The 25,575-nt window shown below is 70.7% G+C and carries 21 protein-coding genes and 1 pseudogene; 11 read left to right on the forward strand and 11 right to left on the reverse strand.

Annotated elements, in window-relative coordinates:
* Positions 1 to 8 precede the first annotated feature (8 nt).
* The 3 genes from AMYTH_RS0133400 to AMYTH_RS0133410 all read left to right on the forward strand — a co-directional run bounded on the left by AMYTH_RS0133400 (position 9) and on the right by AMYTH_RS0133410 (position 3,716).
* Positions 9 to 1,295 carry an MFS transporter gene (locus AMYTH_RS0133400; RefSeq protein WP_027933872.1) on the forward strand — a complete coding sequence of 429 codons (1,287 nt, stop codon included), beginning with the start codon at positions 9 to 11 and terminating at the stop codon, positions 1,293 to 1,295.
* A gap of 38 nt (positions 1,296 to 1,333) precedes the next feature.
* Positions 1,334 to 2,053: a VOC family protein gene (locus AMYTH_RS0133405; protein ID WP_027933873.1), complete on the forward strand. Its 720-nt coding sequence runs from the start codon at positions 1,334 to 1,336 to the stop codon at positions 2,051 to 2,053.
* A gap of 307 nt (positions 2,054 to 2,360) precedes the next feature.
* Positions 2,361 to 3,716, forward strand: coding sequence for an APC family permease (locus AMYTH_RS0133410; protein WP_027933874.1), 1,356 nt, complete (start codon positions 2,361 to 2,363; stop codon positions 3,714 to 3,716).
* Here the strand turns inward: AMYTH_RS0133410 and AMYTH_RS0133415 are convergent.
* Positions 3,658 to 4,488 carry an MBL fold metallo-hydrolase gene (locus AMYTH_RS0133415; RefSeq protein ID WP_027933875.1) on the reverse strand — a complete coding sequence of 277 codons (831 nt, stop codon included), beginning with the start codon at positions 4,486 to 4,488 and terminating at the stop codon, positions 3,658 to 3,660. The two genes, AMYTH_RS0133410 and AMYTH_RS0133415, sit on opposite strands and share 59 nt — an antisense overlap.
* Positions 4,485 to 5,060 carry a TetR/AcrR family transcriptional regulator gene (locus tag AMYTH_RS0133420; RefSeq protein ID WP_027933876.1) on the reverse strand — a complete coding sequence of 192 codons (576 nt, stop codon included), beginning with the start codon at positions 5,058 to 5,060 and terminating at the stop codon, positions 4,485 to 4,487. The genes AMYTH_RS0133415 and AMYTH_RS0133420 overlap by 4 nt, the downstream gene beginning before the upstream one ends.
* 67 nt (positions 5,061 to 5,127) lie before the next feature.
* On the opposite strand from AMYTH_RS0133420, the gene AMYTH_RS0133425 reads away from it, so the two are divergent.
* Genes AMYTH_RS0133425 through AMYTH_RS0133435 form a run of 3 tightly spaced genes read left to right on the forward strand, consistent with a single transcriptional unit; the run spans position 5,128 to position 7,716 of the window.
* Positions 5,128 to 6,036, forward strand: coding sequence for an aldose 1-epimerase family protein (locus tag AMYTH_RS0133425; RefSeq protein ID WP_027933877.1), 909 nt, complete (start codon positions 5,128 to 5,130; stop codon positions 6,034 to 6,036).
* A complete protein-coding gene (locus AMYTH_RS0133430; protein ID WP_027933878.1) occupies positions 6,029 to 6,493 on the forward strand; it encodes a GNAT family N-acetyltransferase in 465 nt (154 codons plus the stop codon). The genes AMYTH_RS0133425 and AMYTH_RS0133430 overlap by 8 nt, the downstream gene beginning before the upstream one ends.
* 11 nt (positions 6,494 to 6,504) lie before the next feature.
* Complete coding sequence (locus AMYTH_RS0133435; protein WP_027933879.1) at positions 6,505 to 7,716, forward strand: amidohydrolase; 1,212 nt, start codon at positions 6,505 to 6,507, stop codon at positions 7,714 to 7,716.
* Between the two features lie 70 nt (positions 7,717 to 7,786).
* Here the strand turns inward: AMYTH_RS0133435 and AMYTH_RS0133440 are convergent, their stop codons facing one another.
* On the reverse strand, positions 7,787 to 8,923 hold the full coding sequence (locus AMYTH_RS0133440; protein ID WP_027933880.1) for an acyl-CoA dehydrogenase family protein: 1,137 nt from the start codon (positions 8,921 to 8,923) through the stop codon (positions 7,787 to 7,789).
* Between the two features lie 70 nt (positions 8,924 to 8,993).
* On the opposite strand from AMYTH_RS0133440, the gene AMYTH_RS0133445 reads away from it, so the two are divergent.
* The 3 genes from AMYTH_RS0133445 (at position 8,994) to AMYTH_RS0133455 (ending at position 12,020) form a co-directional block, all read left to right on the forward strand.
* The gene (locus AMYTH_RS0133445; protein ID WP_027933881.1) at positions 8,994 to 9,599 is read left to right on the forward strand and encodes a TetR/AcrR family transcriptional regulator; all 606 of its coding nucleotides are present in this window, start codon (positions 8,994 to 8,996) and stop codon (positions 9,597 to 9,599) included.
* Positions 9,596 to 10,516, forward strand: a complete 921-nt coding sequence (locus AMYTH_RS0133450; protein WP_027933882.1) for a carbohydrate kinase family protein — start codon at positions 9,596 to 9,598, stop codon at positions 10,514 to 10,516. The genes AMYTH_RS0133445 and AMYTH_RS0133450 overlap by 4 nt, the downstream gene beginning before the upstream one ends.
* Positions 10,517 to 10,709: 193 nt before the next feature.
* Positions 10,710 to 12,020 (forward strand): citrate synthase, encoded by a 1,311-nt coding sequence (locus AMYTH_RS0133455; protein WP_020416854.1) that lies wholly within the window; start codon positions 10,710 to 10,712, stop codon positions 12,018 to 12,020.
* A gap of 147 nt (positions 12,021 to 12,167) precedes the next feature.
* Here the strand turns inward: AMYTH_RS0133455 and AMYTH_RS0133460 are convergent, their stop codons facing one another.
* Positions 12,168 to 14,912: a type 1 periplasmic-binding domain-containing protein gene (locus tag AMYTH_RS0133460; RefSeq protein WP_027933884.1), complete on the reverse strand. Its 2,745-nt coding sequence runs from the start codon at positions 14,910 to 14,912 to the stop codon at positions 12,168 to 12,170.
* Between the two features lie 87 nt (positions 14,913 to 14,999).
* Between AMYTH_RS0133460 and AMYTH_RS0133465 the strand changes: the two genes are divergently transcribed.
* Positions 15,000 to 16,334, forward strand: a complete 1,335-nt coding sequence (locus tag AMYTH_RS0133465; protein WP_228685054.1) for a cryptochrome/photolyase family protein — start codon at positions 15,000 to 15,002, stop codon at positions 16,332 to 16,334.
* A 135-nt stretch (positions 16,335 to 16,469) separates the two neighbouring features.
* Positions 16,470 to 17,332: pseudogene (locus AMYTH_RS48215) on the forward strand (IS5 family transposase).
* Positions 17,333 to 17,347: 15 nt separating this feature from the next.
* Here AMYTH_RS48215 and AMYTH_RS0133475 read toward each other — a convergent pair.
* The 7 genes from AMYTH_RS0133475 to AMYTH_RS0133505 form a co-directional block, all read right to left on the reverse strand.
* Positions 17,348 to 18,535: an ABC transporter permease gene (locus AMYTH_RS0133475; RefSeq protein WP_027933887.1), complete on the reverse strand. Its 1,188-nt coding sequence runs from the start codon at positions 18,533 to 18,535 to the stop codon at positions 17,348 to 17,350.
* Positions 18,532 to 19,434, reverse strand: coding sequence for an ABC transporter ATP-binding protein (locus AMYTH_RS0133480; RefSeq protein ID WP_027933888.1), 903 nt, complete (start codon positions 19,432 to 19,434; stop codon positions 18,532 to 18,534). Before AMYTH_RS0133480 ends, AMYTH_RS0133475 begins: the two co-directional genes overlap by 4 nt.
* A gap of 8 nt (positions 19,435 to 19,442) precedes the next feature.
* Positions 19,443 to 20,096, reverse strand: coding sequence for a TetR/AcrR family transcriptional regulator (locus AMYTH_RS0133485; RefSeq protein ID WP_027933889.1), 654 nt, complete (start codon positions 20,094 to 20,096; stop codon positions 19,443 to 19,445).
* Between the two features lie 217 nt (positions 20,097 to 20,313).
* Positions 20,314 to 21,495, reverse strand: a complete 1,182-nt coding sequence (locus AMYTH_RS0133490; protein ID WP_037322889.1) for a peptidase C39 family protein — start codon at positions 21,493 to 21,495, stop codon at positions 20,314 to 20,316.
* 39 nt (positions 21,496 to 21,534) lie between these two features.
* Complete coding sequence (locus tag AMYTH_RS0133495; protein WP_027933891.1) at positions 21,535 to 21,942, reverse strand: PaaI family thioesterase; 408 nt, start codon at positions 21,940 to 21,942, stop codon at positions 21,535 to 21,537.
* Between the two features lie 9 nt (positions 21,943 to 21,951).
* On the reverse strand, positions 21,952 to 23,670 hold the full coding sequence (locus AMYTH_RS0133500) for a TIGR03767 family metallophosphoesterase (protein ID WP_051362894.1): 1,719 nt from the start codon (positions 23,668 to 23,670) through the stop codon (positions 21,952 to 21,954).
* 64 nt (positions 23,671 to 23,734) lie between these two features.
* A complete protein-coding gene (locus AMYTH_RS0133505; protein ID WP_027933893.1) occupies positions 23,735 to 25,357 on the reverse strand; it encodes a long-chain fatty acid--CoA ligase in 1,623 nt (540 codons plus the stop codon).
* Positions 25,358 to 25,575: the final 218 nt, after the last annotated feature.

The following is a 25,575-nucleotide window of genomic DNA, read 5'->3' on the forward strand; positions in this document are numbered from 1 at the left end:
GGTCGGTTGTGAGTGTCGAGGCGGGGTCGCAACGGGGTAAGAAGCGCAAACTGCTGAAATCGGTCGTCGTGGACGTGCGGCCGCTGCGCACGCCCGCGTTCCGGCGCCTGTTCACCGGCACCGCGATCACCGCGATCGGCAGTCAGCTCACCACCGTCGCCGTGCCGAAGCAGGTCTTCGACCTCACCGGCTCGTCCGGGTACGTCGGCCTGACCGGCATCGTCGCGCTGGTGCCGCTGCTCGTCTTCGGGCTGTGGGGCGGCGCGATCGCCGACACCGTCGACCGCCGGAAGCTGCTCATCTTCGGCAACGCGGGCATCGCCGTCGTGTCCGCCCTGCTCTGGGCGCAGGCGTTCTTCGACGTCGGCTCGGTGTGGCTCGTTTTCGTGCTCCTGGCCTTCAACCAGGCGTTCTTCGCGATCAACATGCCGACCCGCAGCGCGATCGTGGCCCGGCTGATCGAACCGGAGCTGCTGCCCGCGGCGGCCGCGCTGTCCGGCACCGTCAACACGTTCGGCATGGTGTTCGGGCCGATGGCCGCCGGCGCCCTGATGCCGGTGATCGGCCTGCCCACGCTCTACCTCATCGACACGATCGCCCTGGTCATCGCGCTGTACGCGGTCTGGCGGCTGCCCCCGCTGCCACCGCTGTCCGGCACCGTCCGGGCCGCCGGCCTGAAGGACGTCCTCGACGGCTTCCGCTACATGGGCACCCAGAAGGTCCTGCTCGCGTCGTTCGTCGTCGACATCATCGCGATGGTCGCCGGCATGCCGCGCGCGTTGTTCCCGGAGATGGCCGAGCGGACGTTCGGCGACCCGCCCGGCGGTGGCCTAGCCCTGGGCTGGCTGTACGCGGCGATCCCGATCGGCTCCGTGGTCATCGGGCTGTTCTCCGGCTGGCTCGGCCGCGTCCGCCGGCAGGGCGTCGCCGTCACGATCGCGATCTGCGCGTGGGGCCTGGCCGTGGTCGGCTTCGGGCTGTCGAGCTCGCTGTGGCTCGCCGTGGTGTTCCTGTGCCTGGCCGGCGCCGCGGACATGGTCAGCGCGATCTACCGGCAGGCGATCCTGGTGATGGCCGCGACCGACGAGATGCGTGGCCGGATGCAGGGCGCGTTCACGGTCGTCGTCGCCGGCGGGCCTCGGATCGCCGACCTCACGCACGGCTGGGCCGCGGCCGCGGTCGGCACGGCCGCCGCCGCAACAGGTGGCGGCGTGCTGGTCATCGTGTTCATCGCGATCGCCGTCGCGCTGCTGCCCGCGTTCTGGCGCTACCGGGCCGCGGCGGTCACCAAGTAGGACGGGAACTGACCTGCTCGGCTCCTACCGTTCGCGGTATGAGCTCCGTCGACACCAACCAGCCCGAGGGCACCCCGACCTGGATGGCCCTCACCGCCCCCGACCTGCCGCGCGCCACCGCGTTCTACGGCGCCGTGTTCGGGTGGACCACGCGCGACGACCTGTTCCTGCTGGGCGACCGCGTGGCCGCCGGGTTCGCCGAAGGCGCCCCGGCCTGGACGACGTACCTCGCGACCGCCGACTGCGACGCCACCGCCAAGCGGGTGCGCGCCGCGGGCGGGCAGGTCGTCGAGGGTCCCACCGAATTCGGCGGCCGCGCCCGCATCGCGCTGGCGGTGGACCCGGTCGGCGCCCGGTTCGGGCTGTGGCAGGGGCGTGAGCTGCCCGGCTGCCAGGTGGTCAACGAGCCCGGCTCGCTCGTCCGCAACGACCTGACCACGGCCCGGCCCGAGCACGCGCGCGCCTTCTACCCGCAGGTGTTCGGCTTCACGCTGGACCGCAACGCCGACCTGCCCGAGCTGGACTTCACGTTCCTCCGCCGCCCCGACGGGCACGAAGTCGGCGGGATCATGGGCGTGCCGGGCCCCGCGGACTCCAGGTGGGCGACGACGTTCGAGGTGGCCGACACGGACGAGACGATCGCGCGGGCGCTCGCGGCCGGCGGGAAGTCCACCGAACCGGAGGACTTCGTGTACGGCCGCATGGCGACGATCACCGATCCGTCCGGAGTGGAGTTCGGGGTCATCGCGCGGGCCTGACCGTCCGGTGTGGTCACCCCGGGGCCGGCGGATCTCGGGACACCGCCGGCCCCGCGGCAGGCGCGGCGCGGACGCGCTCGGCCATTCGGCAGGGGCTGCTCGTCGTCGAGCAGCCGGCACGGGGCCGGAGGCGTTCGGGGTGCCATCCTCCGGCCCGTGGTTCAACACATCTCCGGCAGGCGTGCCATCCCGGTCTCCCTTCGAAAGCCGTCGACGCACCGGTGTTACCCCCCGGCGTTGATCCAAACGGCGGGCATTCCCCCGAAAGCGTGGCCCGGCAAATCGGATTGCGGCACACTTCTCGGGCATGGCTGAGGTGAGCGCTACTCAGGAACCGGCCCTCAAACGGGTCATCGGCCCGAAGCTCCTGCTGTTCTTCGTGGTCGGAGACATCATCGGCACCGGCGTCTACGCACTGACCGGGCAGGTGGCCGGCCGCGTCGGCGGCGCGCTGTGGCTGCCCTTCCTCCTGGCGTTCGTGGTCGCGTTCATGACCGCGTTCAGCTACCTGGAACTCGTCGGGAAGTACCCGAAAGCGGCAGGCGCGGCGCTCTACACCAACCGCGCCTTCCGGATCCCGTTCCTGACGTTCATGGTCGCGTTCGCGGTGATGTGCTCGGGCATCACGTCCGCGTCCTCGGCCGCGATCGCGTTCGCCGACACCTACCTGAAGGAGTTCGTCGACCTCCCGGGCTGGCTGATCGCGCCGCTGTTCATCGTCGGCCTGGCTGCCATCAACTTCCGCGGCGTGAGCGAGTCGGTGAAGACCAACGTGGTGCTCACCTGCATCGAGCTGTCCGGTCTGCTGATCATCATCGGCGTCGGGGTGTGGGCGGTGCTCAACGGCTCCGGTGACGCCGGCCGCCTGGTCGAGATCGACACCGCCGACCAGACCGCGCTCGTCGCCATCACCTCGGCGACCTCGCTGGCGTTCTTCGCGATGGTCGGGTTCGAGGACTCGGTCAACATGGCCGAGGAGTGCCGCGACCCGGTGCGCATCTTCCCGAAGGCGATGCTGTGGGGCATGGTCGTCGCGGCCACCATCTACGTGCTGGTGTCGCTGACCTCCTCCCTGCTGGTGCCGGCCGACGAGCTGGCCGCCGCGAAGAGCAACGCCCTGCTGAAGGTGCTCGACGTCGGCGCGCCCGGCTTCCCGCGCGAGGTGTTCTCCGCGATCGGCCTGTTCGCGGTCATCAACTCGGCCCTGATCAACATGCTGATGGCCAGCCGCCTGCTCTACGGCATGTCGAACGAGCGGATCATCCCGAAGCTGCTCGGCAGGGTGCACCCGCTGCGCCGCACGCCGTGGGTGTCGATCGTGTTCACCAGCCTCATCGCGATCGTGCTGGTGTCCACGGTGGACATCAGCGTGCTCGGCGGGACGACGGCGCTGTTGCTGCTGGTGGTGTTCGCCATCGTCAACGTCGCGGTGCTGGTGCTGCGCCGGGAGAAGGTGGACCACCCGCACTTCCGCGCGCCGACGATCATCCCGGCGCTGGCCGCGGTGTTCTGCCTGTACCTGGTGAGCCCGCTGTCCGGCCGCCCGGCGCGGGACTACACGATCGCGGCGATCCTGCTCGGCGTCGGCATCCTGTTGTGGCTGGTCAACTGGTTCGCGATGCGTGCTTCAGGAACCAGGGATCGTGCGCCGACAGCACCGTGACCTCGTCGCCGTGGTCGCGCACCAGCTCGCGCAACCGCCGGTGGTTCTCCCGCCGCGCGCCCGGCACGGTCTCCACCCGGGCCTCGAACCACGCGAGGCCCCGGGTGGCGTGCGGGCGGAACGGATCGATCTGACCGTGGTGGAAGAACGCGTCACCGGCGTGCAGCAGCCAGCCGTCGCCGGTGTCCACCGCGACCCCGGCGTGCCCGCGCGTGTGCCCGCCGAGCGGGACCAGCAGGATCTCCGGCGGCAGCCCCTTCAGCTCGCGCACCGCACCGAAGCCGAACCACTCCTCGCCGGTGTCCGGATAGCTGCTCCACTGTGGACCGTGCGCGAAGTGGACCTGCTTGTACCGCAGGCGTTCCTTCGCGTCACGCGGTGATTGCAGCGCCCGCAGCTCCTCGGCGTAGACGTGCACGGTGGCGTGCGGGAAGTCGACCAGCCCGCCGGCGTGGTCGAGGTCGAGGTGCGTCAGCACGATGTGCCGGACGTCCTCGACGTCGTAGCCGAGCCGCCGGACCTGCTCGGCGGCGGTTTCCGCCACCGACGTCCGCACGCCGACCATGCGCACGAACTTCGCACCCAGCCACTCGTCGGCGCGGTCGACGGCAGGCGACCCCATGCCGGTCTCGATCAGGACCAGTTCGGCGCCGGTGTCGACGAGCAGGCAGTGGCAGACCAGCTCGGCGCGGTGCAGGAACCCGCCGCGGCCGTCGATCAGACGCCCGCCGAGCGGGCGCATGGTGCCGCAGTTGAGGTGGTGGACCTTCATGACAGCTCCCGTTCGAAGGTGGCGCGCAGGTGCTCGCCGACGGCGTGCAGCGGCGCGAGGTCGTGCTGGGTCTTGGCCAGGAGCAGGGCGCCCTCGATGGCGCTCAGCGCGATGGTCGCCAGCGTCGCCGCCTTCTCGGCCGCGATGCCCTGTCCGGTGAGGTACTCGGTGATGACGGCGTGCCAGGACGTGTACCCGTCCGTGCACGCCTGCCGGATCGGTTCGCTGTCGCCTGCGTCGAGTGCGACTGTCGCGATCGGACAGCCGGACCGGTAGCCGGTGTCGACCAGGTTGCGGCCCAGCGCGTCGATCACCCGCGTGATGGCCGTTGCGGCGTCCGGCGCGGAGTCGAGCGTCGAGCGCAGCAGGGCCGCCATGTTCTCGCTGGAGAACGCGACCGCCTCGGCGGCCAGCTGCTCCTTGCCGCCGGGGAAGTGGAAGTAGAGCGAACCCTTCGGCGCACCTCCGGCGCTGACCAGCTGGTTCAGCCCGGTGGCGTGGTAGCCCTGCGTGTGGAACAGCTCCGCGGCCGAGGCGACCATGCGGTTGCGGGTGTCGGTTCTCCGGACCATGTCGATCACCGTAACGCAAACTATGACGACCGGTCTAGTTAGTTCTTCGGGCGCTATGTTCGTCGGCATGGCCAACCCCACGGGACAGCAGTTCGAGATCACCCGCGGCAACGCGCGCGCCGTCGTCACCGAGATCGGTGCGGGCCTGCGGGCGTTCGAGATCAGCGGCGTGCCCTACCTGGAGACCTTCGCCGAGGACGAGCACCCCCCGAAGGGCGCCGGGCAGATCCTGCTGCCGTGGCCCAACCGGACCAAGGCCGCGCGGTGGACCTACCAGGGCGAGGAGCAGCAGCTGGAGGTCACCGAGGAGGCCCGCGGCAACGCCATCCACGGCCTGACCCGGCACCGCGAGTGGACGCTCGTCGAGCACGCCGAATCGTCGATCACGTTCGAGATCGAGGTCGGGAAGCAGCCGGGCTGGCCGGTGCCGCTGCAGGCGCGGATCACCTACGACCTGGCGCCGCGGGAGCTGACCGTCACCCACGAGATCCGCAACGAGGGCGGATCCGCCATCGGGGTCGGCGTGGGCGCGCACCCGTACTTCCGCATCGGCGACGTGCCGACCGACGAGCTGACGCTGACCCTGCCGGCGACCCGGGTGCGGCCCTATGTGGGTGACCAGCAGCTGCCCTACGGCGACGAGCAGGACACCGCGGGCACCGAGTACGACTTCCGCGCGGGCCGGGTGCTCGCCGAGGTCGACCTGGACACGGCGTTCGGCGGTCTCGTCGCTGCCGAGGACGGCCGGTTCCACCACGTCCTGTCCCACGGCGAACGCAGCGTCGACGTGTGGGCCGGGCCGGACTTCGGCTGGGTGCAGGTGTTCACGCCCACCGACCTGGTCGGCCGCGGCCGCGCCGTTGCGATCGAGCCGATGACGTGCCCGGCCGACGCGCTGAACTCGGGCACCGATCTGATCGAGCTGGAGCCGGGCGGCTCGTGGACCGGCAGCTGGGGCATCCGCGTCCATGGCTGACCCCGTCCGGCTCGGCGCGGCGGACGCGGGCGAGCTGCTCACCCTGCAGCGCGCCGCGTTCCTCACCGAGGCGCGGGCCCACCGCGACTTCGACCTGCCGCCGCTGCGCGAGACCCTCGACGAGCTGCGCGCCGTGTTGTCCGATCCCGACGTGGTCACGTGGGGCGTCCGCGAGTCGGGGCGGTTGGTCGCGAGTGTCCGGATCCGTTTCCGGGGTGAGGTGGGCGAGGTCGGACGGCTGGTGGTCGCGCCTGATCGTCAGGGCGCGGGACTCGGCTCGGCGCTGATGAAGGCCGCGGAGGACCGGCTGCCGCCGGAGGTGCGGGTGCTGCGGCTGTTCACCGGCGAGCTCAGCGGAGGCCCGCTGCGCCTGTACGCGCGGCTGGGATACGTCGAAACCGGACGAACCCCCGAGGCGCACTACCACCTCGTGCACCTGGCGAAGCGGTTCCGTTAGCGTGGCTCACCATGGTGAAGGCGATTGTTGGCGGATACGTGGTGCCGGTCGAGGGTGACCCGATCGACGGCGGCACGGTTCTGGTCGAAAACGGCAGGATCACCGCGGTCGGCACGGCCGCGGAGGTCGACGTTCCGGAGGACGCGGAGCTGGTGGACGCCTCGGGCACCTGGGTGCTGCCCGGGTTCGTCGACGCCCACACCCACCTCGGCGTGCACGAGGAGGGCGAGGGCTGGGCCGGCAACGACACGAACGAGATGACCGACCCGAACGGCGCCCGCTTCCGCGCGATCGACGGCATCGACCCGTTCGAGATCGGCTTCGACGACGCCCTCTCCGGCGGGGTCACCAGCGTGGTGATCAAACCCGGCTCCGGCAACCCGATCGGCGGGCAGACCGTCGCGGTGAAGACGTGGGGCCGCACCGCGCTCGACATGGTCTTCGACGAGGCGGTCAGCGTGAAGAGCGCGCTGGGCGAGAACCCGAAGCGCGTGTACGGCGACAAGCAGCAGACGCCGTCGACCAGGCTCGGTGTCGCGGCGATCATCCGCGAGGCGTTCACGAAGGCCCGCAACTACGCCGCCCAGCGCGACCACGCCCGGGCCGAGGGCAAGCCGTTCGACGTCGACCTGACGCTGGAGACCCTGGCGAAGGTCCTCGACGGCGAGCTGTACTGGGACCAGCACACCCACCGCGCCGACGACATCGTGACCGCGATCCGGCTCGCCGAGGAGTTCGGCTACAAGCTGGTCGTCAACCACGGCACCGAGGGGCACCTGATCGCGGATGTGCTGGCGGAGAAGGACGTCCCGGTGATCCTCGGGCCGCTGTTCACCACGCGGTCGAAGGTCGAGCTGCGGAACCGGACGCTGCGGTCGGCCGGCATCCTGGCGCGGGCCGGGGTGAAGATCGCGATCACCACGGACCACCCGGTGGTGCCGATCAACTTCCTCGTCTACCAGGCCGCGCTCGCCGTGAAGGACGGGCTGGACCCGGAGACCGCGCTGCGGGCGCTGACGGTCAACCCGGCGGCGATGCTGTCGCTGGACGACCGGATCGGTTCGCTGAAGCCGGGCCTGGACGCCGACATCGTGCTGTGGTCGGGCGACCCGCTGGACGTGATGAACCGCGCCATGCGGGTCTTCGTGCGCGGCCAGGAGGTCTACCGCTTCGACGACACCAGCGGCGAGGGCGTCGTGACGCCCCGCCGCTACGCCGAGTAGGTCCCGCGCCCGCGAGCGCAGAACTCGCGCCCGACCGCGCGAGTTCTGCGTTCCGGGGTGCTGCGACGGCTCAGGCGCGCTTCAGGTGGCGCGCGATCACCATGCGCTGGATCTGGTTGGTGCCCTCGAAGATCTGCGGCACCTTCGCCTCGCGCATGTAGCGCTCCACCGGGAAGTCGCGCGTGTACCCGGCGCCGCCGAGGACCTGGACGGCGTCGGTGGTCACCTTCATCGCCGCGTCGGTCGCGATCAGCTTCGCGACCGACGCCTGACGGCCGAACGGCATCCCGCGGTCGCGCCGCCGCGCGGCGTCCAGGTACGTCGCGCGGGCCGAGTCGACCGCGGCGGCCATGTCGGCGAGCAGGAACTCCAAGCCCTGGAAGTCGATGATCGGCTTGCCGAACTGCGTGCGCCCCTTCGCGTACGCGACGGCCTCGTCGAGGGCGGCCTGCGCCAGACCCACCGCGCAGGCCGCGATCCCGAGTCGCCCGGAGTCCAATGAGGACAGTGCGATGCGCATCCCGGCGCCTGCCGGGCCGATCAGCCGGTCGGCGTCCACCCGCGCGTCGGCGAAGATCATCTGCGCGGTGGTGGACCCGGTGAGCCCCATCTTCCGCTCCGGCGGCGCCGCGGACAGGCCCGGCGTGCGGCCGTCCACCAGCAGGCACGAGATCTCGGACTCGCCGGTGCGCACCATCGTCGTGTAGAAGTCAGCCTCGCCGCCGTGCGTGATCCACGCCTTCGTGCCGTTGACGACGTACTGGTCACCGTCCAGCCGCGCCCGCGTCGACAGCGCCGCCGCGTCGGACCCGGCGTGCGACTCCGACAGCGCGTACGCGCCCAGCAGCTGCCCCTCGAGCATGTCCGGCAGCCACCGGTCGCGCTGCTCGTCCGTGCCGTAGTGGGCCAGCGCGTAGCAGGACATGGTGTGCACCGAGAGCCCGACGCCGACCGACATCCACGCGGCCGCGATCTCCTCCAGCACCTGCAGGTACACCTCGTACGGCACCTCGCCGCCGCCCCAGCGCTCGGAGTACGGCAGCCCGAGCAGGCCCGACTTGCCGAGCAGCCGGAACTGCTCGCGCGGGAAGCGCTCGGCCTCCTCGTACTCGGCGGCGAGCGGCTTGAGCTCGTCGCGGGCCAGTTCCGTCGCCAGCGCGAGCAGGTCCTCGTACTCGCGGCCGGGGAGCAGGCGGTCGACCGGCATCATCGCCTCCGGGGGTGTACTCACAGCAGTACTCTGTAATCATCTCCAGTACAGCACATACGGTGGTCCGATGACCAGTCGCGAGGCGCTACGACCCCCGGGTGGCAAGGCGCTGACCGCCCGGCAGCGGGCGCTGCTCGCCGAGCTGGAGGAGTTGTTCCTGGTCGAGGGCTTCGTCCACTTCACGCTCGACGACCTGGCCGCGAAGACGCACTGCTCGAAGTCGACGCTGTACGCGCTGGCGCCGAGCAAGGAGCAGCTCGCCGTCCGCGTCGTGGCGCACTACTTCAAGGGCGCCGCCGACCTGCTCGACGAGCGGACCGCCGGCATCGAGGACGCGCGCGAGATCATCGGCGTCTACCTGAGCGGCATCGCCGAGTACCTGAACCGGGCGTCCCCGGCGTTCATGCGGGACATCAACGACTTCGCCCCGGCCCGCGCGGCCTACGAGCTGAACAGCAGGGCCGCGGCGGCGAAGATCCGGTCGTTCATCGCCAAGGGCGTCGCGGACGGGGTGTTCCGCGAGGTCCACGCGACGCTCATCGCGGAGATGGCCGCGGTGCTCGTCGAGGCCATCCAGACCGGGGTGGTCGGCTCGCGGACCGGGGTGTCGGACGCGGAGGCGTTCACGGCTCTGTCTGAGTTGTTGCTCGGCGGGCTAGCATCTCGCCCGTGATCGTGGTGGGTGGCGAGGCGCTGGTCGACCTGGTGCCGGGTGCCGAGAAGACGAACGACGGCCTGACGTCCCTGGTGCCGCGCCTCGGCGGCGGCCCCTACAACGTGGCCCTCGCGGCCGGGCGGCTCGGCACGCCGACCGCGTTCCTGTCCCGGATCTCGACCGACCGCTTCGGGCAGGCCCTGCGGGACCGGCTGACAGCCTCGAACGTCGACACATCGATGGTGCAGGAGGGTCCGGAAAACACGACCCTCGCCGTCGTGGCGCTCGCGCCGAACGGGTCGGCGAGCTACACCTTCTACACCGAGGGCACGGCCGATCGGCTCGTCGCCGACCCGGGCCCGCTGCCCGGCGACGTCACCGTGCTGTGCCTCGGCACGCTCGGCATGGTCCTGGAGCCCGGCGCCACCAGCTACGAGACGGTGCTGCGCCGCGAAGCCGCCCGCGGTGTGCTGACCGCGCTGGACCCGAACATCCGGGCCGACCTCATCGCCGACGCCGACGCCTACCGCCGCCGGTTCACCTCGTGGCTGCCGGACGTGCGCCTGCTGAAGCTGTCCGACGACGACGGCGAGTGGCTGGCCGGCGCCGCCGGGCTGGACGCGGCGATCAAGTCGTGGCTGGACGCCGGGGTCGACGCCGTCGTCCTGACCCGCGGCGGCGACGGTCTGGCCGTCCACACCGGATCCGTGACCGTTTCGGTACCGTCCGCGCCCGCGCAGCTGGTGGACACGATCGGCGCCGGCGACACGGTGCAGGGCGCGCTGCTGTCGTGGCTGCACGATCGGAATGTGGGCACGCTCACGGATCTGGGCGAGTCCGGCTGGCACGAGGCCTTGACTTTCGCGGCCAAGGCTGCGTCCATCACCGTCTCCCGGAGTGGCGCCGAGCCGCCCACCGCGGCCGAGATGGTGTGAACCTGATCCCAACGGTTTGCTCTAGGTAACACAATGGCTGCGCGAAGGCCCGTTGTTCGACTAGCGTAATGGGAGAATTAATACCCCAGCGGGGCGGTGTGCGCGGACGATTTCCGGTCACGCGCGTTCACGAAGCTGCCTGTGTGACCTGCAGGAGCTGCCGGCCCGTGTGACCGTGAGAGGGACGACCTGCATGTCCGACGCGACTGCGGCGACCGGTGGCGGCACCGTATCGCTGCGCCTACCGACTGGCGAGCACGAGCTGAAGGTTGTCAATGCCGTCGAGGGTGCTCCCGGCATCGAGCTGGGGAAGCTGCTGGCGTCGACCGGGTACATCACGTACGACCCGGGGTTCGTCAACACCGGGTCGTGTTCCTCGGCCATCACCTACATCGACGGTGACGCCGGGATCCTCCGCTACCGCGGCTACCCCATCGAGCAGCTGGCCGAGCGCTCCAGCTTCCTCGAGGTCTCCTACCTGCTGATCTACGGCAACCTGCCGACCCAGGCGCAGCTGGACGACTTCACGCAGAAGATCAACCGGCACACCCTGCTGCACGAGGACCTCAAGCGCTTCTTCGACGGCTTCCCGCGTGACGCGCACCCGATGCCGGTGCTGTCCTCCGCGGTGTCCGCGCTGTCCACCTTCTACCAGGACTCGCTCAACCCGTTCGACGAACCGAACGTGGAGCTGTCCACCGTCCGGCTGCTGGCCAAGGTGCCGACGCTGGCGGCGTACGCCTACAAGAAGTCCATCGGCCAGCCGTTCCTGTACCCGGACAACTCGCTGGGCCTGGTGGAGAACTTCCTGCGGATGACGTTCGGCCTGCCCGCCGAGCCGTACGAGGTCGACCCCGAGGTCGCCAAGGCGCTGGACCTGCTGTTCATCCTGCACGCCGACCACGAGCAGAACTGCTCCACGTCGACGGTGCGGCTGGTCGGCTCGTCCGAGGCCAACCTGTTCGCGAGCATTTCGGCCGGGATCATGGCGCTGTTCGGGCCGCTGCACGGTGGCGCCAACAGCGCCGTGCTGGAGATGCTGAACGGCATCAAGGCCGAGGGCGGTGACGTGGCGAACTTCGTCAACCGCGTGAAGAACAAGGAAAAGGGCGTGCGCCTGATGGGCTTCGGCCACCGGGTGTACAAGAACTACGACCCGCGCGCCAAGATCATCAAGCGCACCGCGGACCAGATCCTGGGCAAGCTCGCGCCGAACGACGAGCTCCTGGACATCGCGAAGCGCCTGGAAGAGACCGCGCTCTCGGACGACTACTTCATCGAGCGCAAGCTCTACCCGAACGTCGACTTCTACACCGGGTTGATCTACCGCGCGCTCGGGTTCCCGACGCAGTTCTTCACGGTGCTGTTCGCGCTCGGCCGGCTGCCCGGCTGGATCGCGCACTGGCGCGAGATGATCAACGACCCGCAGACGAAGATCGGCCGCCCGAGGCAGATCTACATCGGCGAGAAGGAGCGCGAGTACACCGCGATCTCCGAGCGCTGAGTCTGCTGCGTTCCCTGACGGCGCGTCCCTGGCGGGGCGCGCCGTTCTGTTTTGGTCGGTGGGGCGTTTGCGCGGTTGGTCCGTTGATGCGGGCACCGTTGGCCATTTCGTGGGTATGTCTCCCGAGCAACCCCCGAACCGAACACCTCACCCCGTCACCGGGCACCCGTTCGCCTCGCGGGGCTCGCTTTCGCTGTACAGCTTGCCCACCAGGTACGCGCAGGTGGGCACCCCGTCCGGGCCGTCGAGCCGGGAGATGTTCGCGATCGTCAGGATCGCCAGGCTCCGGTCGTTCGCGATCCGGGACCTCTCGAAGCTGATCTCGCCCGTCGCGCCCTGGAAGGTCATCTCGCGGAACTGCTGCGCCACCGCCGCCCGGTTCGGGGCAACCGGACCGGACGCACCCGCACCACCCCCGAGGAGCGGCAACCGCCGGGCCGCGTCCAGGAAGAATCCAGCCGCGTCGTAGAGGCCGCCCACCCGCTCCCCGGCCCACGGCGTCGTCGGCGCCTCCTCCGGGGGCAGCTTCCGCAAGTCCCGCAACAGATCGGCGTAACCGGCGCAGAACGCGTCCAGCGCGGGCCCGCCACCGGGCAGCGCCCCGGGCCGTCCGTCCACGCACGCCTGCCCGCCGAGGACCACCGGGCTGCCCATCCCGACGTAGGAGACGGGAATCCCGTTCAGCTCGCTGCGATTCCGGTCCGGCGCGTGCGCCACGAACCGCGACACCGCGTCGTCGGCGACGATTCGCGGCAGTTTCCGCGGCTCGGCACAATTGCTTCGCACCGTGCGCAGGAAATCACCGAACTCGGTCTCCCGCCCCGCGTAGAACACGATTTCGCGGCTCCGATCGGCCGGATCCCGGCACAGCGACGGCAACGATCCGACGCTCGTGGTCCAGCCCTGGCTCGCCACCTCGATCCCGGCCAGCCGCTGCCGCACCACCTCGACCAGCGTGCTCACGTAACTGTTCCCCGGATCGAGCGGCGGGTGGTAGATCGTCACCTTCGGCGCCCCCACGTACCGCGCGTACCCGGCGAGCAACTCGGCCTGCTGGGTGTTGTCCGGCACCAGCTGGAAGTACAGCGGCGACCGGTCCGCCAGCCCCGCCGCCGTCAACGTCGTGCCCAGCGCGGGAATCCCGTGCGCACCAAGCTCCGCGATCGCCTGCTCGGTCTGCGCGACGCTCCGGTCGAACCCGAGCACCCCGAGGATCCCCGGATCGCCCTCGATCAACGGAACCAGCATGTCCCGGGTCACCACGTCCGCGGCCGACATCCCGGTCCCGCCGTTGGCCACGACCACCCGCAGCAGCGGCTTCACGCTCGACGACGGGTCGTTCTGCTCGCGCTGCCGGATCACCACGCCTTCCAGCTCCTCGGCGACGGCGTGCGCGGTCGCGGGCGAGTGCTCGTTGTTCGTCAGCCCCGCCAGGTACACCACGCTCACGTACGCGCGTCCAGGGTTGGCGCGGTGCAGCTCCTCGGCCTTCGCGTTCTCCGCGAACACCAGCAACTGCGCCTGCCGCAGGCGTTCGTTCTCCCCGAAGACCTGGCGCGCGTTGTCGCTGTAGCCGACGCACTGCCCGTCCACGACCTTCGTGGCCACGCCCGAGGACAACCCGGCCCGGAAGAACGAGCAGTGCGCGCCCCAGTACTCGTCCACCTTCACCGCGGTCGGCGCGAGGCTCACCACCAACAGCGCGGCCACAGCCAGTTCGAGCACTCCGCGACGCGCGATCCACGGCGGCGCGACCGGCCCGGCCTGCCGGTCTTCCCACACGCCGGCGTCCTCCGGCGTGATCGCCGGCGACGGCTTGGGCAGGTCGATGAACAGGTACCGCGCGTCGCCGGCCAGCATCTGCCGCCTGCCCGGCAGCCGGTGCTTCCACGTCGACCAGGCCCGGGTGGCGCGGGCGGCCGGCTCGGCCCCGGCGACCGACTCCGCGGCCGGCGGCGGGCGCTCGTCGCTCGCGGTGATGATCAGCAGCGGGTCCAGGTCACCCGTTTCGTTGCGCACCTCGTTGATCAGCCGGAGCAGCTCCCAGCCGCCGTTGGCCTCGGTGACGTTGTCGAGCAGCACGGTCACGTACGCCGTGCGCCGCCAGCCCCGTCGCCGCGGCAGGAACCGCAGCTTCCGGCGGCGGTACGCCTCGCGAAGGTCCTGCAGGAACGCGTGCACGAGCAGCTTCTTGAGCTGCTCGGGATTCTCCGATCCGAGCCGGTCCCGGGTCAGGCGCTCGGCGAACCCGAGGAAGTCCGCCGAGTGACGCGGGACCATGAACGGCTGGCGCATGAACCAGCGGCTCTCCCGGCCCAGCCCGGGCACGCGGTGACGACCCCACCGGAACCCGAAGTACCGCAGGATCCACCACAGCACGCTCAGCGCGGCCTTGCTCCACCCACCGACCGGCACGTGGTCGACCGTCGCGTCCGCGCCACCCGGCCCGCGCTGCCCGGTCCAGTCGCGCAGCAACCGCACGATCGGCCGGTCGCCCTTGCCCTCCGCGCGCGGCAGGGAGCGCTCGGTCAGCCAGGTCGTGAGCCGGTAGTGGTCGAAGTGCTTGAGGTGGCCGCGGCCGAACGCGTCCGTGCCGAGGCGGTCGTGCAGCTCCTCCAACAGCGGCAGGACCGCGGGGTTGCGCACCGCGTTCGCGTCGAGGTAGGCGTGCGGGACCTGCCGGAGTTCGACGTCCAGCTGGGCACCCAGCCGCGGCAGGAACTTCGCCGAGCCGGGCTTGCGCAGCAGGCAGACCAGGGGGAGCGGCACGTCGCCGCGGACGCGCAGCTCCGGATCCCGCCTGCTCAGGCCGGGGCGCCGGTACAGCGTCCGGACGAGGTCGACCAGGGCATGGGCGCCCTCGAACACGGGGTCCTCCGGTGTCTGCCGCACATGATCTAGACGTACCCAGGGTCACCGGCGTTCCCGATCGAGTAGTCGCTGAGCCGGATTACCCCAGATCGCCTAGAGTCGGCGAACGTGAGTACCGCCTTGTTATGGTTTCGGCGCGATTTGCGGCTCGCCGACCTGCCCGCCCTGGTGAGCGCGGCCGAGCGCGCCTCCCGGGTGCTCGCGCCGTACGTGCTCGACGACGCGTTGTTGAAGCCGGCGGGCAAGCCACGGCAGGCGTTCCTGTACGGGTGCCTCGAAGCGCTCGCCGACAGCCTCGACGGGCGGCTCACGCTGGTCCACGGCGACCCGGTCCGCGAGGTGCCCCGGGTGGCGCGGGCGGTCGGCGCGGGCAGTGTCCACGTCAGCACCGACACCGGCCCCTACGGCAGCCGCCGGGACCGGGCGGTCGCCGAGGCGCTCGGCGAAATCGACTGGGTCGAATGCGGCTCGCCCTATGCGGTGACCCCGGGACGCGTCACGAAACCCGACGGCGAGCCCTACCGGGTCTTCAGCGCGTTCTACCGCGCCTGGTGCCGGCACGGCTGGCGCGCGCCGGCTCCTCACTCCACAGTGGACTGGATCGAGCCGGAGAAACCCTTCCGCCTCCCCGAAACACCCGACCTCGGCCCGATGGCCCTGCCGCGCCCGGGAGAAGCCGCCGCGCACGAGGTGTGGGAGGAGTTCCTCGACGGCGGCCTGGACGGCTATGCGACCAACCGCGACCGCCCGGACCGGCCGGCCACCACCCGCCTCTCGCCGTACCTGCGCTGGGGCTGTCTCCACCCCCGCACCCTGCTGGCCGACCTCGACACCCGGCACGGCAAGGACGTCGAATCCCTGCGCAGCGAACTGGCCTGGCGCGAGTTCTACGCCGACGTGCTCCACCACCGCCCCGAAACCGCGCGCAAGAACTACGACGAGCGCTTCGACGAACTGGAGTACGACACCGACCGGGAGTCCTTCGACCGCTGGCGCGCCGGCCGCACCGGGTACCCGATCGTCGACGCCGGGATGCGTCAGCTGCTCGCGGAGGGCTGGATGCACAACCGCGTCCGGATGATCGTCGCGAGCTTCCTGGTCAAGGACCTGCACCAGCCGTGGTGGCTCGGCGCCCGGCACTTCATGAACCACCTCGTGGACGGCGACCTGGCGTCCAACCAGCTGAACTGGCAGTGGGTGGCGGGCACCGGCACCGACCCGGCGCCCTTCTTCCGCGTCTTCAACCCCACCACCCAGGGCGAGAAGTTCGACCCGGACGGGGCCTACGTGCGGAAGTACGTCCCGGAACTGCGCGAGATCCCCGGCAAGGCCGTGCACCAGCCGTGGAAGCTGCCGCGCCCGCCGAAGGACTACCCGGCCCCGATGGTCGACCACGCGCAGGAACGCAAGGTCGCGCTGGACCGCTTCAACGCCATCACCTAGCTGTCCCCGCGGCGGAGGTTTTGAGCTTCGAGGCCTGCCTGCGCGACCTCGACGGTTCCCTCGACCTCGAGCCTGGCGCCTAGGTCCTGTCCTGTAATTGATCTAGCTGCGGTTCTGGTTTGATCTTGGGTTGTGGTGGGTCGGGGTGAGGTGACGGATCGGGCGTGGGCGCGGATCGAGCCGTTGTTGCCGGTGTCGGGTCGGGGTCGGCGGTGGCGGGATCACCGGCAGGTGCTCAACGCGATTCTGTGGAATCTACGCACCGGCGCTCCGTGGCGTGGCCTGCCCGAACGGTATGGGCCGTGGAAGACCGCGCACGAGCGGTTGCGGTTGTGGACCGCGGATGGCACCTGGTAGAAGATCCTGGACGAGGTGATCGTCAAAGACGACTCGGTCGGCGACGTCGAGTGGGTCATCTCGGTTGATTCGAGCGTGGTCCGGGCGCACCAGCATTCTGCTGGCGCCCGGAAAAAGGGTGCTGCGCGCCCGGCGTCGAGGCGCTCGCGGTCGACGGGGAAGGACTCGGCCGGTCCCGCGGAGGACCGAGCACCAAAATCCACCTCGCCGTCGACGGCCGCGGGCTGCCGATGCGGATGCTGCTCACCGGCGGCCACGCCGGCGACCACCCACAACTAGTGCCGCTGCTCGACGGCATCGCGGTCGCCCGGATCGGACCAGGCAGACCGCGATGCCGACCCGATCGTGCGGTCGCGGATAAGGCCTACTCGCACCCCTCAACCCGGCAAGCGATGCGAGATCGGCGGATCCGGTTCGTCAGTCCCGAGCGCGACGATCAAATCGCCCGCCGCGTCGCCAGAGGTTCCCGCGGCGGACGCCCACCCGCCTTCGACGCCGAGACCTACAAGCGGCGCAACGTGGTCGAACGCTGCTTCAACCGGCTCGAACAGTTCCGCGACCTAGCCACCCGCTACGCCAAACGCGCCGCCTACTACCAAGCCGAACTCACCATCGCCGCCATCATCCTCTGGCTCCGATGACTTACAGGACACTTCCTAGGACCGCAGCGCGGTTCGCAACCGCATGCGGCTGCCGGTGTGCAGCACCGCGTTCCGGTACACCCGGCCGCTCACCCAGGTCAGCAGCGCCCCGAACACGACAGTCAGCACCAGCGCCACGGCCACCTCCCACGACGCGGCCACCCCGGCGGCGATCCGGCCCGGCATCAGGATCGGCGAGAACACCGGGATCAGCGACAGCACCTGGGCCGCGGCCGAATCCGGGTCCTGGATCAGGATGTTGAACCCGGCCACGAACCCGACCATGAGCGTCAGGCTCACCGGCGTCACCACGGACGCGGTGTCCTCCTGCCGCGACACCAGCGAGCCGGCCGCGGCGTAGACCGTCGCGTACAGGAAGAAGCCCAGCAGGTACCACAACAGTCCCCAGGCGACCGTGCCGATCGCGACCCCGCCCAGCGTCACGGCACCGCTGCCGACCGCCATCGCGAGCCCGGCCACCGCCAGGATCAGCAGCTGCACCAGGCCGACCAGCCCGAGCCCGATCACCTTGCCCAGCATCAGCTGCCACGGCCGCAACGTCGACAGCAGGATCTCCACGACCCGGCTGGCCTTCTCCTCGACCACGCCCTGCGCCACCATGCCGCCGTAAGCCTGGATGCCGAAGAACATCAGGAACACGATCACCAGCCCGATCGCCAGCCGCTGGCCGCTGTCGGCGTCGCGGGGCTCCAGCTCGGTCAGCCGGACCTGCGCCTGCCCCACCTCGCGCATCACCTGCGCCGGGTCGAGGTCGGCCTCCAGCAGCTTCGCGTTCAGCACCTGCTGCTGCGCGATCCCGTTCAGCACCGCCCGCAGCTGCTGGTCCAGCTCCGCCTTCACCACCACGCGCAGATCGGCCGCGCTGCCGGAGACCAGCGCGTCCAGGTCGCCGTCGCGCACCTGCTGTTCGCCCTGCTCCGGGTTCGCCACCGGCACCGTCTCGACGTGTGCGCCTGCCGCGTCGGCCGCCTCCCGCAGCTGCTCCGCGACGGCCGTGGCCTGCCCGGTCAGCCCGACCTTCGACGTGTCCGCGTCCTTGATCAGCGTCGCCTGCAGCAGCAGGTACCCGCCGAGCACCAGCAGGATCACCACGGTCCCGACCACGAACGACCGCGTCCGCAGGCGGGTGTTCAGCTCCCGCCGCGCGACCAGGACGACACCCTTGACGGGTGAGACCGTCATTCCCCGCTCCCCGTGACCACGTTCCGGAACAGCTCGGCCAGGCTCGGCCGCCGCCACCGGAATTCTCGCACCGCGCCGGTCGCGAGCGCGGCCGACAGCACGCGCTGGTCGTCCACCCCGGGGCCCAGCTTCAGCACGGTCCGGCCCGGCTCGTCGGCCACCACCCGCACCCCGGGCAGCTCCCCGGCCCAGCCGCACGGCGCGTCCGGCGCGGACACGACCAGCAGCGCCGCGGAAGTCAGCTCCGCCACCGTCCCGCACGCCACCATCCGTCCCTTTTGGATGATGCCGACGCGGTCGCACAGCCGCTCGACCAGATCCAGCTGGTGGCTGGAGAACACCACCGGCACCCCGGCCGCCGCCTTCTCGCGCAGCACCTCGCTCATCACGTCGACCGCGATCGGGTCCAGCCCGGAGAACGGCTCGTCCAGCACCAGCACCGCCGGGTCGTGCACGAGCGCGGCCGCCAGCTGCACCCGCTGCTGGTTGCCGAGGCTGAGCTTCTGCACCTCGTCCCGGCGCCGCTCACGCAGCCCGAGCCGCTCGATCCAGACCTCCGCCGCCTGGTGTGCCCGCGTGTTGTCGAGCCCGTGCAGCTCGGCGAGGTACACGAGCTGGTCGAGCACCCGCATCTTCGGGTACAAGCCGCGTTCCTCCGGCATGTACCCGATGCGGGTGCGGGTCGCGTGCGTGACCGGCTCCCCGCCGAACCGCACCGCGCCGCTGTCCGCCGCGAGCACGCCCAGCACGATGCGCATCGTCGTGGTCTTGCCCGCGCCGTTGCTGCCGACGAACCCGAACAGCTCACCCGGCGCGACCTCGAAGGAGATCTCGTCGAGGGCCACCACCGATCCGTAGCGTTTGGACAACCGGTCAATTTTCAGTGCCGGTGCGGGCATCCCTGGGGTCACAGCGGCCGCAGGGCCGCGTTGAGGTGGTGCGCCAGCTCGCCGAGCAGCGCCTCGGCCGCGACGTCCGCGGTGGCCGGCCGCAGCGACAGCACGAACGACTGCACCACGAGCAGGACCGACCGCGCCTGCACGGCCGTGGCCGCGCGCCGGATCGAGCCGTCCCGGTGCCCCGCCTCCAGCAGCGCGACGATGAACTTCTCGCCGAGCCGCTGGGTGCCGCCCATCCGCTCCAGGACGTAGGGCACCACCAGCGCGGTGTCGACGTCGAGGACCGTGCGCATGAGCGGATCGGCGTTGAGCAGCCGCACCGCGGTCACCGAACTGCGCACCAGGCGCGCGCGGGCGGTCGGGGCGTCGGCCCCGCTCACCGTCGCCTGGTGCAGCAGCGCGCCGAACTCGCGGGTCATCAGCGCGGACAGCACGCTGCGCACGTCCGGGAACCGCCGGTAGAGCGTCATCCGGCTGACCTTCGCCGTGCGCGCGATCTCGGCCAGCGTGGTGCGCCGCAGCCCGGAGGCGAGGACGCACCGGCGCGCGGCGTCGAGCAGGACGTCGTCGGACACGCGTGCCGCCGTGGGACGTCCGCGGGCGTTCGCGAGCGCGCTGGAGGGCCGGGCCTCGCCGATCACAGCGCGACTCTCATCGTCCATCTGTCGCACTGCAGCCCGTTGCCGCCATTGTTGACCACCATGCCTCGTGGTTCGTTGCCCCCACCGGTACCGAGGGTATCGGGAAATCCGGTGTGAGGCGCGGTGCCTTTTGTAGGCGGGCGATATTAGACGATCGCGGACGAGGTCATCGCCGTGACCCGAACGGGTTCACCAGTTACCAGTAAGCGCTCTGACCTCGATGTCCTCGTCCGCGTCGTCACGGGGTGATCAGGTAGACGACGCCGCCGGGGCCGCTCGCCACGGAGCCGTCCTCGGTGTGCCGCTTGGTGCGCTGCCAGATGTTCTCGAACTGAGCCCGCGGGTAGATCGTGCGCACGTTCGCGTTGCTGTTCGCGGCCGGGTCGTTGGCGATGACGTCGCCGTCCGCCGTGAACCCGACGACGACCATGATGTGCCCCGCTGTGCCGTAACCCGCGCCGTCCAGTTCGTCGGCGCGGAAGGACTGCGACGTGATCACCGGGATGCCCCGGGCGATGTAGTCCTCCAGCTCGGTCAGCGAGTGCAGGCGCGTGACGTGCCCGCGCAGGCCGAAGGTCGCCGCGTACGCGGTGTTGAACGGCCAGTTGCCGGTGCCCTCGTAGGAGTGGTCGTAGGTGTGCCGGGCCGCGTAGTCGACCGTCCGGTCCGGGTAGCCGGCCGGGATCCAGGTCATGTCCTCTTCGCGCGGCCGCCTGCCCCAGTACTCGACCACCATCTCGGTGGACGTCGGGCTGCACCAGCTCTCCCCGCCGCCGCCGTACTCCGGGAAGTGTCCCTTGTGGATGTTCTGCGCGTACGCGGGAACGGGCAGCTCGATGCCGGACGCCTTGCCCGGCCGGGAAACCGGCACCTCGAACCGGTCCGGCACGTTCGACGTCATCGCGCCGACCGCGCTCACCGTGGCCGTCGCGCGCGTGCCCGGCGCGCGGTAGAGCGAGACCCGCAGCCGGTACGAGCGCAGCAGCACGCCGGGCTTCATCACGAGCGTGTCGACCGAGACCTGCGCGTGCGCGTCGTCCTGGCCGTCCACGCTCGTCCGCTTGATGTCACCGTCGCCCGCGGCCCACCGGCCCATCACGTACCACGCGGTTTCCGCGCCCGCCGCCGTGCGCGCCTGCGCCTCGACCTGGATCCAGGTGCCCGGCGGCGTCTGCGCGTTCCACGACGCGATCAGCTCGGTCGCGTCGAACCCGGGCGCGTGGAACGGCGAGGTCCACTGTGCCCGCTCGTAGTCCCGGCCCTCGTACGACTCGGTCCCGGCGGGCGCGAAAGGGCCCGCCGGCGTCCACTCGTGGTAGTCGACGGCCTCGTCGGCCCGGCCGGGGGAGGCGGACGCGGGTTGCACGGTCACCGTCGCCATCACGGCGGCGGCCAGCACGGCGAGCAGGGCGCGGGTCATCCGGGAATTCTCCCCGCCGCTACGGGTGGTGTAAACCAGTCAAAGGACTGATTGCGACTGCGTCACCTTCGCGACGAGCTTGCCCGCGTCGTCGTGCAGCTCGGTTTCCACCACGACCACCTTGCGGCCGGCGTGCAGCGGGCGGGCGGTCGCGGTCACGTGCCCCTCGCGCACCCCGCGCAGGAAGTTCGTCTTCGACTCGATGGTCGAGGTGCCCTGTGCGCCTTCGGGCAGGTTGAGGAACGCGCACACCGCGCCGGTCGAGTCGGCCAGCGCCATCAGCGCGCCGCCGTGCAGCACCCCGCCGATCGTGCAGAGGGTGGCGTCCCAGGCGAGCCGCGCCCGCACCACGTCCTTCGAGTGCTCCAGCACCTCGATGCCGAGCCGCTCCGAGAACGGCATCGACTGGTGGAACAGCGCCGTCCCGGCCTCGTCGAGCTGAGTCATGATCCGTTCCTACCGCAAGGGGTGGACCAGCAACAACTCCGTGTTGTGGTCGGCCGCCGCGCCGGTGCGGGCCGGGTCGGCGTGCAGGTCGTTGAACGACAGCTCCCGGTACAGCGACGCCAGCGCGGACGGCGAGGTGTCGGCGTAGTCGGCCGAGTACGGGGCTTGCGCCTCGATCAGGGTGGTGAACAGCGACAACGTGCCGTCGGCGTTGTCCGCGACCTCGATCACCCGCGCGTGCTGCGGGAAGTCGATGTGGGACGCGGTGTTGATCTCCCAGAACCCCTGGGCGGGGGTCGCGCCCGGCCGCGGCGTGATTCGGTTTTCGTGTGTGTGCCCGTTGACCCACGCCAGCACGTTCGGAAACCGGTGCAGGAGCGCGACGAACGCGTCCCCGGTCAGGCGCGGTTCCAGCGGGTGGCGGGCGTCGGGCAGGACGTTGCCCATCGTGTCCGAGGTGTGGTGGCTGAACAGGATGAACAGCTCGTCGGTGACCGAGCGGGTGATCCGGTTGCCCCAGAAGTCGTAGTGGACCGAGCTGCCGCGCTTGAGCGTCTGCTCGACCCACAGGTACTGCCCGAGCCCGATCGAGCCGTCCGCGAACCCGGCGAGCGTCGTGGTGTCGAGGCTGATGCCGGTGATGCCCGGGGCGATGCGGAACGTGTAGTAGACGTCCACGCCGTCGGCGTTGGCGCCGGTGAAGCCGTGGCCTGCCGGGCCGGGCCCGGTGTTGGCGGGCTCGAGGTGCGCCCGCACGAACTCGGCTGTGGTGAACGGCCGTCGCCGCTCGTCCGGGGTGATCTCGCGGATCGTGCCGCTGCCGCCGAACAGCTCGGTGACCGGCACGCTCGCGCCCGGTGTCCGGATGGCCCGCGCCAGCTTCGCCGCGGTCCCGGAGTCCTTGCCGATCACCTTGTAGCGGCCGGTGTACCAGTGCGCCATCCCGGGCAGGTCCGGCAGGCTGCCGACGATGCTGTCGTCGTGGTTGCCGAACGTGCAGTACCACGGCACGTCGAGTCCCGCCGAGGTGAACGTGCGCGTGCCCGCGGTCAGGATGCCGGGCAGCACCGGGAACGCCGACCAGTCGCCGTCCACGCGGCGGTCCGGGTTCCAGTACAGCGGGTCGCCGGAGGCCTGCACGCCCTCGTAGACGTTCGGGTCGCCGGAGTTCGGGGTGACCTCGCCGCCGTTGAGCACGCCGAGGAACCAGCCGAGTTCGAGGTGCTCGTGGTTGTCGGTGTTGTCGCCGGTGGTCATCACGAAGTCCAGCGGCCGTCCGGTGAACGGCCCGCGCCGCAGGCTGTTCACCCGGTCGACGAGCGCGGCCGTGGCCGCCGAGCCGAGTGTCTCCTGTGGACGGTGGGCGGAGCCGATCAGCGGGTGCAGGTACTCGAACCGCGCCGGCGATTCGGAGTCGGTGATGTGCAGGTCGGTGAACTGGACGAACGCGGTGAGCGCCGTGCGTCGGTCGTCCCGGCCCGCCTTGCCCGCCGCCAGGTCCTCCCGCACCACCAGCGGCCAGCCCGGCCCGCCGGTCAGGCGCGTGTACGCCGCGGCGCCGTCCAGCGGCGTGGCGACACTCTCCAGCGTGGTGCCGGACGTGCCGACCGCGCGCCGGCTGCTTTCCCGTAGCGCCCGGTCGATCGCCTGCGCCGACGGTGCGCCGGCGACGAGCCCGAGCCCGGCCGCACCGGTCGCTGCCAGCACGTGCCGCCTGCTGATCCCCATGCATCCCCCAGATGTGCGAAGGCCACCCGCATCGAAGCAGACGCGGGTGGCCTCCGGGTGAACGTCAGAAGTGCGTCACGTCCAGCTTGCCCTGCGAGTGGAAGGCCCGCAGGCGCTTCTTGTCGAACTTGCCGACGCTGGTCTTGGGCACCTCGTCGATGAACGTCCAGTGCTCCGGCAGCTGCCACTTCGCGACCTTGTCGGCCAGGAACTCACGCAGCTCCTCGGCGGTCACGCTCTGGCCCTCCCGGACCACGACCGCGACCAGCGGCCGCTCGTCCCACTTCTCGTCCGGCACGCCGACCACCGCGGCCTCGGCGACCGCCGGGTGGCTCATCACCGTGTTCTCCAGGTCGACCGAGGAGATCCACTCGCCGCCGGACTTGATGACGTCCTTCGCGCGGTCGGTGAGGGTCAGGTAGCCGTCCGGGCTGATCTTGCCCACGTCACCGGTGCGCAGCCAGCCGTCGTGGAACTTCTCCGGGTCCGCGCCGCCGTGGTAGGCGCCGGCGATCCACGGCCCGGCGACCTCCAGCTCGCCCACGCTCTCGTTGTCCCACGGCTGCTCGTTGCCGTCGTCGTCGATGAGCCGCGCGCGCACCGACGCGGGGAAGCGGCCCTGCGTGTACCGGTACTTCCAGGCCTCCTCGCCGGTCGCGCCCGCGGGCGGCCGGGCCACGCTGCCCAGCGGGGACGTCTCGGTCATGCCCCACGCGTGCAGGATCGGCACGCCGTAGCGCTCCTCGAAGGTGTGCATCAGCGCGGGCGGGCACGCCGACCCGCCGACGACCACCTCGCGCAGGTGCGAGATGTCCTGCGGCTGAGCCTCCAGCTGCTGCAGCAAGCCCTGCCAGATCGTCGGGACCGCGCCGGCGAACGTCGGCTTCTCCGAGGCGAGGATCTGCGCGAGCGGACCCGGCTGCAGGAACCGGTCCGGCATGACCAGCGACGCGCCGACCATGAACGCCGCGTACGGCAGGCCCCACGACATCGCGTGGAACATCGGCACGATGACCAGCGCGTTGTCGGCCGGCGAGAGCTGCATGCTGTCGGTCATGCAGACCTGCATCGAGTGCAGCCAGATCGAGCGGTGCGAGTAGACGACGCCCTTGGGGTCACCGGTCGTGCCCGACGTGTAGCACATCGCGGCCGCGGAGCGCTCGTCGATCTCCGGCCAGTCGAAGGTGTCCGGCTGGGCGGCCAGCAGGGCGTCGTAGGAGTGCACCTCGACGCCGTCCGGCGCCTGCAGCGTCGCCGGGTCGCCGTTGGCCACGATCACGTGCCGGACGGTCTTCATCTCCGGCAGCTGCTTGGCCAGCAGCGGGACGAGCGAGCCGTCCACGATCACGACGTGGTCCTCGGCGTGGTTCGCGACGAAGGTGAGCTGCTCGGGGAACAGCCGGATGTTGAGGGTGTGCAGCACGGCGCCCATCGCGGGGATCGCGAAGTAGGCCGCCAGGTGCTCGGCGTTGTTCCACATGAAGGTGCCGACCCGCTGGTCGCCGGTGACACCCAGACCACGGAGTGCATTCGCCAGTCGCGCAGCGTTACGACCCAGGTCCGCGTACGACTCGCGGCGGGGCCCCTGGTCGGTCCAGGTCGTCACCTGACTGGCGGCATGCACCCGGCTTCCGTGTTGTAGCAGGTTGGCAAGGGAAAGCTGTCCGTCCTGCATCGTGCTCAGCATGGGCACTCCCGCGCGGTGAAGTTCGGCGTTGAACGTGTTGCGGTCACTCTAAGTGGAAGACACCGTTGGTTGCCAGGACTGATCGCACCCGCCCCGACCGGGGGTTTCCTCGCGTGTCGGTGTCGCGGCATCAGCCCAGGTGGCGTTTACTGGGCGCGTGGACCAGACGGCCTGGCCAGCGCTTGCACGAGCAAGCACCTCGCTGGGTGCCAGCCGTC

Source organism: Amycolatopsis thermoflava N1165, assembly GCF_000473265.1.
Lineage (GTDB): Bacteria > Actinomycetota > Actinomycetes > Mycobacteriales > Pseudonocardiaceae > Amycolatopsis_E > Amycolatopsis_E thermoflava.

Coding starts and splice junctions, on each gene's coding strand:
- AMYTH_RS0133405 (WP_027933873.1), top strand. CDS start 1,334: ATGAGCTCCGTCGACACCAACCAGCCCGAGGGCACCCCGACCTGGATG.
- AMYTH_RS0133410 (WP_027933874.1), top strand. CDS start 2,361: ATGGCTGAGGTGAGCGCTACTCAGGAACCGGCCCTCAAACGGGTCATC.
- AMYTH_RS0133415 (WP_027933875.1), bottom strand. CDS start 4,488: ATGAAGGTCCACCACCTCAACTGCGGCACCATGCGCCCGCTCGGCGGG.
- AMYTH_RS0133420 (WP_027933876.1), bottom strand. CDS start 5,060: ATGGTCCGGAGAACCGACACCCGCAACCGCATGGTCGCCTCGGCCGCG.
- AMYTH_RS0133425 (WP_027933877.1), top strand. CDS start 5,128: ATGGCCAACCCCACGGGACAGCAGTTCGAGATCACCCGCGGCAACGCG.
- AMYTH_RS0133430 (WP_027933878.1), top strand. CDS start 6,029: ATGGCTGACCCCGTCCGGCTCGGCGCGGCGGACGCGGGCGAGCTGCTC.
- AMYTH_RS0133435 (WP_027933879.1), top strand. CDS start 6,505: ATGGTGAAGGCGATTGTTGGCGGATACGTGGTGCCGGTCGAGGGTGAC.
- AMYTH_RS0133440 (WP_027933880.1), bottom strand. CDS start 8,923: ATGCCGGTCGACCGCCTGCTCCCCGGCCGCGAGTACGAGGACCTGCTC.
- AMYTH_RS0133445 (WP_027933881.1), top strand. CDS start 8,994: ATGACCAGTCGCGAGGCGCTACGACCCCCGGGTGGCAAGGCGCTGACC.
- AMYTH_RS0133455 (WP_020416854.1), top strand. CDS start 10,710: ATGTCCGACGCGACTGCGGCGACCGGTGGCGGCACCGTATCGCTGCGC.
- AMYTH_RS0133475 (WP_027933887.1), bottom strand. CDS start 18,535: ATGACGGTCTCACCCGTCAAGGGTGTCGTCCTGGTCGCGCGGCGGGAG.
- AMYTH_RS0133480 (WP_027933888.1), bottom strand. CDS start 19,434: ATGCCCGCACCGGCACTGAAAATTGACCGGTTGTCCAAACGCTACGGA.
- AMYTH_RS0133485 (WP_027933889.1), bottom strand. CDS start 20,096: ATGGACGATGAGAGTCGCGCTGTGATCGGCGAGGCCCGGCCCTCCAGC.
- AMYTH_RS0133490 (WP_037322889.1), bottom strand. CDS start 21,495: ATGACCCGCGCCCTGCTCGCCGTGCTGGCCGCCGCCGTGATGGCGACG.
- AMYTH_RS0133495 (WP_027933891.1), bottom strand. CDS start 21,942: ATGACTCAGCTCGACGAGGCCGGGACGGCGCTGTTCCACCAGTCGATG.
- AMYTH_RS0133500 (WP_051362894.1), bottom strand. CDS start 23,670: ATGGGGATCAGCAGGCGGCACGTGCTGGCAGCGACCGGTGCGGCCGGG.
- AMYTH_RS0133505 (WP_027933893.1), bottom strand. CDS start 25,357: ATGCTGAGCACGATGCAGGACGGACAGCTTTCCCTTGCCAACCTGCTA.